Raw genomic sequence first — 10,050 nt, forward strand, 5'->3', positions numbered from 1 at the left:
TATCAGCAGGTCGAAGCCCTCGGCCACGAGCTGTACGTGCTCAACGGCGAGGGCACCGAGGACTTCTGGCCCGCGGACCGCTACCGGCTGGCCGGGTCCAAGCACATCGACGACATGATCGAGAAGGCACGCGCGTGGCACGCGGGGGAGCACTTCGACGGGGTCATCACCTTCTCGGAGTCGGCCGTCATCGCCGTCGCCGCCGTCGCCGAGGCCCTGGGACTTCCCTCCATCGGTGTCGAGGCCGCGGTCAACTGCCGCAACAAGTACCTGATGCGCCAAGCCCACGCACGGCACGGCGTCCCGCACCCGGGTTTCCGGCTCGCCGACAGCCTTCAGACGGCGCTCGATGCCGCGGAGGAGTTCGGGTACCCGCTCATCCTCAAGCCCACGATGGGCGCCGGCAGCAACTTCGTCTTCCGCATCGACGACGGCGACGAGCTCGCACTGCGCTACCAGCAGGCCGCCGACGGCATCCGCGAGATGTTCTGGGCGGTCTCCGAGGCCGACGGCATCGACCTCGGCCCGCAGGGCCTGATCGTCGAATCCTTCCTGGACGGCCGTGAGTTCCTGATCGAGGCCGTGGCGTGGGACGACGAGGTCTACCTCGGTTCCGTTGTGGACCGGATCACCAACGAGGGCGAGACGTTCGACGACGACGTCCACCACGTCCCCAGCTCTCTCGGCCCGGAGGAACTCGCCGGAATTCACCGGGTGGTCAAGGCCGCGGCCCACGCCCAAGGCCTGCGCCGCAGCGTCATGCACGCCGAGGTCCGCTTCCACCAGGGAAAGCCGTACATCCTGGAGATCGCCGCCCGCGTCGGCGGTGGCGGCCTCGACGCCATCGCCCGGATCACCGCCGACCACGACCCGATCCGCGCTGTCGCCGACATCGGCGCCGGCCGTCTCCCGCAGGTCCGTCACTACCGGCCCACCGGCACACACATCACCGCCATGTGCCTGCTCAGCGAGGCAGGCGTGGTCCGTCACGTGGACGTGCCGGCCGATGTCAGCGAGGACGAGCGGGTCTTCCTGCTCAAGATCACGGCACGCGCCGGCGACATCATCCGCCGCCCCCCCGGACGGCAACACCATCCTCGGCTTCCTCGGCACCACCGGAGACTCCCTCGACTCCGCCCACACGGCGATGACCGAGCTCGCCTCCAAGATCACCGTCACTTTCGAGGACTGACAGCCCCACCACAACGCCGGCGGCCGAAACCCGCCGCCGCTTCCGGGACCCGGTGCGCCACCACACCCGGCCCGCCCGGCCCGGAAACCCCGACCACACCCCAGAAGGGTCAACACCGCATGTCTTCCACTGCGCAGGACCTCCTGACCAGCTCCCCGGCACCCCGCACCTCGCGCACCCGCCGTTACCTGATGTGCCGCCCCACCCACTTCGACGTCACCTACTCGATCAACCCGTGGATGCGTCCGGAGAAGCCCACCACCACCGACCTCGCGGTCACCCAGTGGGAGGAGCTGCGCGGCATCCTCACCGGCCTCGGTCACGACGTGCGGCTGATCGACCCCATCCCGGGCCTGCCCGACATGGTCTTCGCCGCCAACGGCGCCACCGTCGTCGACGGCACCGTGCTCTCCGCGAAGTTCCGTTACGAGCAGCGCAGCGCCGAGGGCCCGGCGTACCGGGACTGGCTCGCCGAGCGCGGCTACACCGTGCACGATGCCCAGCACGTCAACGAGGGCGAGGGTGACTTCCTCTTCACCGGCACGCGGCTGCTGGCGGGCACCGGCTTCCGCACCGTGGTGCAGTCCCACGTGGAGGCCGAGGACGTGTTCGGCCGCGAGGTCCTCGGCCTGACTCTGGTCGATCCGCGCTTCTACCACTTGGACACCGCACTCGCCGTCCTCGACGACGACGAGATCATGTACTACCCGGCGGCCTTCTCCGAAAGCAGCCGGCGGCGGCTCGAGGAGCTTTACCCCGACGCCGTCATCGCCACCGACCACGACGCCGAGGTCTTCGGCCTCAACGCGGTCTCCGACGGCAGGCACGTGGTGATGGCCGCTCAGGCCACCGAGCTCGCCGACAAGCTGCGCGAGCGCGGCTTCGAGCCGATCGGCGTCGAGCTGTCCGAGCTCCTCAAGTCCGGCGGCAGCGCCAAGTGCTGCACCCTGGAGCTGCGCGACCGTACGGACGAGCGGTGAGCACGTGCTGATCGACTACGACGGCCGGCGCTTCGGCCCGCTCAGCGACGACCGTGGGGAGGCCGCCCGGGTGGCGGTCTACCAGCAGCGCGGTGACCTGCTGTGGGGCCGCTTCGCCGGCGGAGACGCCCGCCGGGGCACGCTCGTCGGAAGCGTCGAGCCCGACGGATGTCTGAGCTTCGTCTACGGAGTCGTCCTGACCGACGGCCGGATCGTCTCCGGCCGTTGCACCAGCGTCCCCACCCTTCTCGACGACGGACGGGTCCGGCTCACCGAGACCTGGGAACGGTACGGCGAACACGCCGCGAGCGGCACGTCGTACCTGGAAGAACTCCTCCCCGACCCGTCCCTTCCCCCGACCGGAGACACCACCGCATGACCACGACCACCGCAATGACGACCACTGCCGAGACGGCACCGGCCCCCCTCCCCGGCACTCCGAAGAAGGGCGGCGTGGTCACCTGGGCCTGCGCGCCCGGCTTTCGCCCGCGGTGATCTTTCCGTTCACCCCCGCCGAGCGCATGGGCACCCGCAACATCCTGGAATTCCAGGCCCTGATGTACCGCACGCTCTACTACTTCGGCGCCGACGGCACCCCCGACGTCAACTACGACCTCAGCATCGGCGAATGGCCCCGCTGGTCGGACGACGGCCTCACGGTCCATGTGAAGGTCAAGCCGTGGAAGTGGTCCAACCACGAGACCCTCTGCGCCGACAACGTCCTCTTCTGGGTCAACCTGATGGCTGTCAAGGGCGAGCGCTACGGCGAGTACGTGCCGGGGTTCTTCCCCGACAACCTCACCGACTACGGCAAGTCCGCCGAGGACGAGGTGTACTTCACCTTCGACAAGGTGTACTCCAAGCAGTGGGTGCTCAAAAACCAGCTCAGCACCATCACCCCGCTCCCCAGGGCCTGGGACCGCACCGCGTCCGGACCGGCCAACGCCTCGGGCGGCCTCGACGACGTCGAAGCCGTGTACGACTACCTGATGGCGGAGCAGGGCGACATCTGCGACGAGGGCAACGCGCACCGCACTCACTGGGCCGACAGCCCCGTCTGGAGTGTGGTCAGCGGCCCGTGGAAGCTCAAGAGCTACACCATGGAAGGCATCGTCACCTTCGTACCGAACGAGCACTACTCGGGCCCCAACAAGCCCTACCTGGAAGAGTTCCGGCAGATCCCCACCATGTCGGACGAGGAGCAGTACGAGCTGCTGCGTACGGACCCTGACGCGGTCCAGGTCGGCTACCTGCCGCTCAGCTTCGCCGCCGACGGCACCGACGACCCCACCACGGGCGGCCCGAACCCGCTGGACGAGCACTACGAGCTGGTGCCGCAGACCGCGTACTGCATCCGGTACATGTCGCTCAACTTCAACAACCCGACGGTCACCGGCAAGCTCTTCGCCCAGACCTACCTGCGCCAGGCGCTCCAGAGCACCCTCGACCAGGACGGCGCGGTCAAGGACATCTACCAGGGCTACGCCTACCGCCAGAACGGCCCGGTGCCGCGCTACCCGGACACCGGTGTGGAGTCCCGCCGGCTGAGCGAGGGCGGCTGGCCGCTCCCCTTCGACCCGGACCGCGCCAAGCGGCTCCTGGCGGAGAACGGCTGGGACACCAGCGTCTTCCCGGCGGTCTGTGTCCGCCCGGGCACGGGACCCGGCGAGGCAGGCGAGGGCATTCCGGCCGGCCACCGGCTGAGCATCCTGATCCGTTACGTCGAGGGCCGCCCCGCCCTGACACAGCTGATGCGCCGGTACAAGGAGGACGCCGCCAAGGCGGGCATCGAGCTCCGCCTGGAGGAGGTGTACGGATCCGTCCTGGTCGCCGAGGACGCCCCGTGCGTCCCGGGCCCGGACTCGCCGTGCCTGTGGGAGATCTGCTGCTGGAACGGCGGCTGGGTGTACCACCACCCCAGCGGCGAGATCCTCTTCAAGACGAACGCCGGTGGCAACTTCGGGCACTACACGGACGCCCGCGCCGACGAACTCATCGAACGCACGGTCGCCACGGACGACCTCCAGGCCCTGTACGACTACCAGGACTACATCGCGGAACAGGTCCCGGTCATCTTCACCCCGAACTTCCCGATCCGTCTCTTCGAGGTCTCGAAGAAGCTGGGAGGCTTCGGACCGGTCAACCCCTTTGGCATGATCAGCCCCGAAAACTGGTACTACAAGGAGGATTAGCGAATCCGCGGTTCTCCGCTACGGCCCTGCCTCTCTGGTGTTCGCAGAGCAGGTGGGGCCGCCTTCATGTGCGGTCGGTTCATCCGCTGCCACCGGCGCGACAGTCCTACGCGCCCTTGCTCAGGCATCGGCTTCGGTGGGGCTGGACAGTGAGATCCATCCGGCGTTAACTTAGGCAAGCCTAACTTAACCTGGAGGGGTGGCTCGGATGGATGTTACGGACGCGTGCGCGGCCCAGCCGACCAACGGCGAGCGAGTACGCACGGTGGTGGCCGCCGCGGGATCGCTGATGGTCGTCACGGACGGACGCTCCTGCGAGTTGGCGGGCCTGCACACCCTGGACGACAGGGGGCGGCTGCTGCTGCGGGTACCGGACGATTGCGCCCTGGCCGCCGAGGTGGCCCTCGCGCCACGCGGGATTGTGGCCGCAGTGCTGAAGTTCACCGACATCGCACCAACCGCGGTACGCGACCGAGTGCGCGCCCGCGTAACGCTCACTGGCTGGTTCGCTCCGGTCGATGGGAACTCCCAGGAGCCCGGCGTCGAACTGCGTCTGGACTTTGCGCACGCCGAACTTGAAACAGCGGGAGGGACGGTGACCGTCGGCCTCGACGAACTCACCCTGGCCCGCGCCGATCCCCTGGCCGTTTATGAGGCCGACATGCTCACCCACCTTGTCGACGGTCACAGCGACGTCGTGGCCCTGCTCACTCGACTCGTGGACCCGCGGCTCGTGCAGGGAGTGCGGCGCGTACTCCCGGTGTCACTCGACCGGTACGGGATGACGCTGCGGCTCGAACACACCAACGCGCACCATGACGTGCGGCTGCCCTTCCCGGCTCCGCTGAGCGATGCCGCAGAGGCCGGCGGCCGGATCCAGGCACTGCTCGCGGCCGCACGCGCGTGCTGCCGTCGGCACGGGGCGCCGAGCCGACCGTGATTACGTCGCGGCCTGGAGGGCCGAAGCGACTGCCGTGATGCGAATGGAGTGGAAGCGGCCGGGGGGTCTGGCTGTACTGGCAAGCCGGCCCCGGGGGGATTCACTGACGGCCGCCTCTCAACTGGCCACCCATCCCGGGTTCGGCACCTGGTCGAGGTGACTCAACCGGACCGGGAAAGCCGACGCCATACGGCTCCAGCCGTGGCCGCCGAAGTGGACCGAGCACCACGAACCGTCGACGAAGCCGATCTCGTGGTCACCGCCCGCCACGTCGCTTCGGTCGCGGATCCAGGTCACGTTGCGAAGATCCGTGGCCCACCCGGCCTCGGCCGCACCGAGCCCGCCGGTGATGGAGCGCGCGTGGGACACGTACGCGAGCTGCAGGCGGCGGTCGGTGACTTGCAACATCACGGCGGTGCTGTTCTTGGTCCGAGGCAGTACGGCGCGGGCCAGGTGGCCGGCCATGCTGTTCCAGCCGCCGTGGAACGGCTTGCCCGGCTTCTTCGCCTCACGCCAGAAGACTGCTTCGAAGAACGCCTCGAACGGGTTCCAGGTGATGGCATAAAGTCTCGCGGCCACGTTCACGGGGAGCATCAACCAGCTCCCGAGCGTGCGGCGCTCGGATCGCAGAGCGCGCGGGCGGCGGTAATAGCCGGGCCGCGGCGCCCTGTCGGCCAGTGAGACCCCGTGCTCACCACGCAGCACCTCGCCCGCCGGTACCAACGCTCTCGCCCGCTCGACCGTCTGCCGGTTCCGGTCCGTAGTGCTCACCCGAAATCGTCCCTCTCTGTCCTGGCCGCGGCGCCGATCACATCCTTGATCATGCCAGGCTTGGCTCGAGGCTCTCGCTCTCGCGCTCGATCGACTGCGCCGTCGGCGAAAGTCGCCGCCGCGCGGATCGGGCGATCCGCGCGGCGGCGACGACCGGTCGGCCCCGGGGCCATGGCGGGGCGCCGGCAGTGCAGTTGGCCGTGGGAGCCTGCACATTCCTTGAGGTCAAGGGCGACTGGTGAGGTATCCGCCCATCGAGGTGAAGTAGTCCGTCGCGGGCATTTCCTCGCCGTCCTCCGTGCGCACGCGCTTGATCGCCAGGCCGTGGTTGCGGCCGGTGCGGGCGTCGGCTCCGGCGACGATCACCACTCCGTCGCCCTCGCGGTAGAAGATGCGGCCAGGGGTGCCGCCGTAGCGGCCTTCGGACACGACCGCCGCCACGATTTCGAGGCGCTTGCCCTTGTGGTGGGTGAACGCGCTGGGATACGGGGCCGACTGGGCGCGCACGAGGCGTTCGAGGTCCTCGGCCGGCCAGTTCCAGTCCATGCGGATGTCCTCGGCGGACCGCTTGTGGAAGAAGCTTGCCTGCGACCGGTCCTGCTTGGTGAATTCGGTCTCGCCGGCAGCGATGCGGCCGAGCGCGCCGACCGTGACCGGGGCAATGAGGTCGACGGTCTTGTGGAACAGATCTGTGGCCGTGTCAGTCGGTTCGACCGACACCGCGCGCTGCACCACGATGTCGCCGGCGTCGAGCTCGCCGTCCATCATGTGCGCGGTGACGCCCACTTCGCGCTCGCCGTTGATCAGGGCCCAGATCAGGGGGGAGAAGCCCGCGTACTTGGGCAGCAGCGAGTCGTGGACGTTCAGCGTGCCGTGGCGGGGGAGGTCGAAGATGCGCGGCGGAATCCACGTCCGCCAGTTGTTCGCCACGATGATGTCCGGGGCGGCCTCCTTGAGGGCCAGGAACAGCTCCTCGTCGTCCGGCCGGTTGCGGATCAGTACGGGCACACCGTGTTCCTCGGCGAGGTCGGCGACCGAGTCGCTCCAGATCTTCTCGTACGCGTGCTCGCTCTTGGGGTGGGTCACGACCATCACCACGTCGTGCTCGGAATCCAGGAGAGCTTGCAGGGTGCGGTGCCCCCAGGTCTGATAACCGAACATGACGACCCGCATGGGGTTCCTCCTCAGAGCAGTAATGGACGAACGCAAGTAAAGCAAGCCTTACCTAAGGATGCAACGGCGCATGATTTTGGGCTGTGTTTGCCTCCATGACCCGCCACTTGTCCGATTTGCCCCGTCGACATGTTCGCCAGATCAGGTTAGCTTTACCTAAGTTCCGCTCGGCCCGCTGCTCAGTCGGCGTGCCCTGTTTCGTTTACCCAACGCCTGACAAGCGGCTGCCCCGCACGATGGGAGTGACATGTCACAGGCTCTTCCTGACGACGCACCACCGATCCACGACCTCATAGGAATCGGCTTCGGGCCGTCCAATGTGGCCATGGCGATAGCGCTCAGCGAGCACAACGCACGCGTCGGCAGGCAGGAGGCGGTCACTGCTCACTTCTTCGAGCGTCAACCGGCCTTCGGCTGGCACCGCGGCATGCTCATCGACGACGCGACCATGCAGGTCTCCTTCCTCAAGGACCTGGTGACGCTGCGAAACCCGTCGAGTGAGTACAGCTTCCTGTGCTACCTCCAGAGCAAGGGGCGGCTGGTCGACTTCGTCAACGGCAAGAGCCTCTTCCCGCTGCGGGTGGAGTTCCACGAGTACTTCGAGTGGGCCGCGGCCCAGGTCGACGACATGGTGTCGTACGGGCACGAGGTCGTCGCGGTGCGGCCCGTCGTACGCGACGGAGTGGTGGAGTACGTCGATGTGACGGCCCGTTCGGGGTCGGAGGTGGTGGTCCACCGGGCCCGTAACCTCGTGATCGGCACGGGTCTGCGGCCGCAGATGCCCGAGGGCGTCGACCGTACGGACCGGATCTGGCACAACTCCGACCTGCTGGCGCGGGTGGACGGTCTGGACGACGCCAAGCCGTCCCGCTTCATCGTGGTCGGAGCCGGCCAGAGCGCCGCCGAGAACGTGGCCTTCCTGCACCGCCGCTTCCCCGAGGCCGAGGTGTGCGCCGTCTTCGCCCGTTACGGTTACAGCCCGGCGGACGACAGCAGCTTCGCGAACCGCATCTTCGACCCGGCAGCCGTCGACGATTACTTCACGGCCCCCGACGAGATCAAGCGCAAGCTGATGAACTACCACGGCAACACCAACTACGCCGTGGTGGACATCGACCTGATCGACGACCTGTACCGCCAGGCGTACCAGGAGAAGGTTCTGGGCACCGAGCGTCTGCGGTTCCTCAACGTGTCCCGGATCACGGACGTCGTCGAGACCCCGGACAAGGTCCGCACGACGGTCGAGTCGCTGGTCACCGGAGAGAAGACTCCGCTGGACGCCGATGTGGTGGTCTACGCCACCGGCTACCGGTCCGCCGACGCCCTCGGGCTCCTCGGCGAGATCGGCGAGCAGTGCCACCGTGACGACGAGGGACGTGTCCGCGTCGAGCGTGACTACCGCGTCGCCACCGACCCCGAACTGCGGTGCGGTATCTACCTGCAGGGCGGCACCGAGCACACGCACGGCATCACGTCGTCCCTGCTGTCGAACACCGCGATCCGGGTCGGCGAGATCCTTGAGTCGATCGTGGACCGGAGCCAGGAGCCCACCGCCGGCCCGCTCCGCAACGCCGCCGACGAGATCAGCACGCCCCTCTAGAGACACCGTCTCTTCCGAACTCCCCCACAAACGCGCCTTGCCCGGTGGCCGTCTCCCGCCGGTGGGCGTGGCACTCGCACCGTGAATAAGACCCCGTGAAAGGAAGCACCGTGTCCACTGGTACACGCCCCGCGCTGACGAGGATCGTCAGAAACGTCCCCCGCGTGGCAGTCGCCGCTGTCGCCGCGTTCGCCCTGACCGCCTGTGGGGGCGGGGCCGACAAGCCGGAGTCCAAGTCGTCCGGGGAGACGGGCGCGAAGTCCGCTGCTTTCCCGGTCACGGTGGAGCACAAGTACGGCAGTACGTCGATCGAGACGGAGCCGAAGAAGGTCGTCACCCTCGGTCTGTCGGACCAGGACGCCGTCCTGGCGCTCGGTGTGAAGCCGGTTGGTTCGGTGGACTGGTTCAAGGAGAAGCCGTACGGCAAGTGGCCGTGGGCCAAGGAGCTGTGGGGTTCCACGAAGCCGCAGATCGTGGGTGAGCGCGACGAGTACAACATGGAGAAGATCGCGGCCCTCAAGCCGGACCTGATCGTCGCTCAGTACTCGGGCATGAAGAAGGAGCAGTACGAAACGCTCTCCAAGATCGCCAAGGTGGTCGCCCAGCCCAAGGGCCACGAGGACTACCAGGCGCCGTGGCAGGTCATGACCAAGCAGATCGGCAAGGCGCTCGGCAAGGACGCCGAGACCGAGAAGCTGATCGCCGGCATCGACACGCGCTTCAAGGCCGTCCGCGACAAGCACCCCGAGTGGAAGGGCAAGACGGTCACTGTCGGCGAGCCCTACGAGCCGGGCAAGTTCTCCGCGTTCTCGCCCAAGGACCCGAAGGTCATCTTCCTGAGCGAGATGGGCTTCACCACCTCCGAGGCGTACCGCAAGGCGCTGGGCAAGGAGAACATCGCGGACCTCAGCTCGGAGCGCCTCGACGTCATGGAGGCCGACCGCACGGTGTGGCTGGGCACCCCTGAGACGGAGAAGGCCATGAAGGCCGACCCGCTCTACAAGAAGACCAAGGTCCACCAGGAGAAGCGGGACCTGTTCCTGCCGTACGACAGCCCGGACATCGGTGCCGCGCTGTCCTTCAACACCGTGCTGAGCATCCCGTACGCCGTCGACCAGGTCGTGCCGATGCTCGAGGCCATCAAGTAGGACCAATAGTCGCGCCTGTCCGGTAGTCGTCCCTACCGGGCAGGCGTGGCGCGC

At 67.8% G+C, this 10,050-nt stretch carries 8 protein-coding genes and 1 pseudogene; 7 read left to right on the forward strand and 2 right to left on the reverse strand.

Going from position 1 to position 10,050, the window contains the following annotated elements; all coding sequences use genetic code 11:
• Positions 1 to 36: 36 nt before the first annotated feature.
• The 5 genes and pseudogenes from J7E89_RS40810 to J7E89_RS13180 all read left to right on the forward strand — a co-directional run.
• Positions 37 to 768 (forward strand): annotated as a pseudogene (locus tag J7E89_RS40810) (acetyl-CoA carboxylase biotin carboxylase subunit family protein); the annotation flags it as partial.
• A gap of 543 nt (positions 769 to 1,311) precedes the next feature.
• On the forward strand, positions 1,312 to 2,172 hold the full coding sequence (ddaH, locus tag J7E89_RS13165; RefSeq protein ID WP_214973006.1) for a dimethylargininase: 861 nt from the start codon (positions 1,312 to 1,314) through the stop codon (positions 2,170 to 2,172).
• 4 nt (positions 2,173 to 2,176) lie between these two features.
• Complete coding sequence (locus J7E89_RS13170; protein ID WP_308315455.1) at positions 2,177 to 2,551, forward strand: hypothetical protein; 375 nt, start codon at positions 2,177 to 2,179, stop codon at positions 2,549 to 2,551.
• Positions 2,552 to 2,663: 112 nt separating this feature from the next.
• Positions 2,664 to 4,364, forward strand: coding sequence for an ABC transporter substrate-binding protein (locus tag J7E89_RS13175; protein WP_308315456.1), 1,701 nt, complete (start codon positions 2,664 to 2,666; stop codon positions 4,362 to 4,364).
• A gap of 208 nt (positions 4,365 to 4,572) precedes the next feature.
• Positions 4,573 to 5,304 carry a DUF2470 domain-containing protein gene (locus J7E89_RS13180; RefSeq protein ID WP_214973007.1) on the forward strand — a complete coding sequence of 244 codons (732 nt, stop codon included), beginning with the start codon at positions 4,573 to 4,575 and terminating at the stop codon, positions 5,302 to 5,304.
• Between the two features lie 117 nt (positions 5,305 to 5,421).
• Here the strand turns inward: J7E89_RS13180 and J7E89_RS13185 are convergent, their stop codons facing one another.
• Together J7E89_RS13185 and J7E89_RS13190 are read right to left on the reverse strand one after the other, a co-directional pair.
• Complete coding sequence (locus tag J7E89_RS13185; protein WP_214973008.1) at positions 5,422 to 6,075, reverse strand: hypothetical protein; 654 nt, start codon at positions 6,073 to 6,075, stop codon at positions 5,422 to 5,424.
• A 225-nt stretch (positions 6,076 to 6,300) separates the two neighbouring features.
• Positions 6,301 to 7,248 carry a methionyl-tRNA formyltransferase gene (locus J7E89_RS13190; protein WP_214973009.1) on the reverse strand — a complete coding sequence of 316 codons (948 nt, stop codon included), beginning with the start codon at positions 7,246 to 7,248 and terminating at the stop codon, positions 6,301 to 6,303.
• Between the two features lie 247 nt (positions 7,249 to 7,495).
• Here J7E89_RS13190 and J7E89_RS13195 point away from each other — a divergent pair, with 247 nt between their 5' ends.
• On the forward strand, positions 7,496 to 8,848 hold the full coding sequence (locus J7E89_RS13195; RefSeq protein ID WP_214973010.1) for a lysine N(6)-hydroxylase/L-ornithine N(5)-oxygenase family protein: 1,353 nt from the start codon (positions 7,496 to 7,498) through the stop codon (positions 8,846 to 8,848).
• Between the two features lie 110 nt (positions 8,849 to 8,958).
• A complete protein-coding gene (locus tag J7E89_RS13200) occupies positions 8,959 to 9,996 on the forward strand; it encodes an iron-siderophore ABC transporter substrate-binding protein (RefSeq protein ID WP_214973012.1) in 1,038 nt (345 codons plus the stop codon).
• Positions 9,997 to 10,050 lie beyond the last annotated feature (54 nt).

Origin of the sequence: Streptomyces sp. ISL-100 (assembly GCF_018614615.1) — a bacterium.
GTDB lineage: Bacteria > Actinomycetota > Actinomycetes > Streptomycetales > Streptomycetaceae > Streptomyces.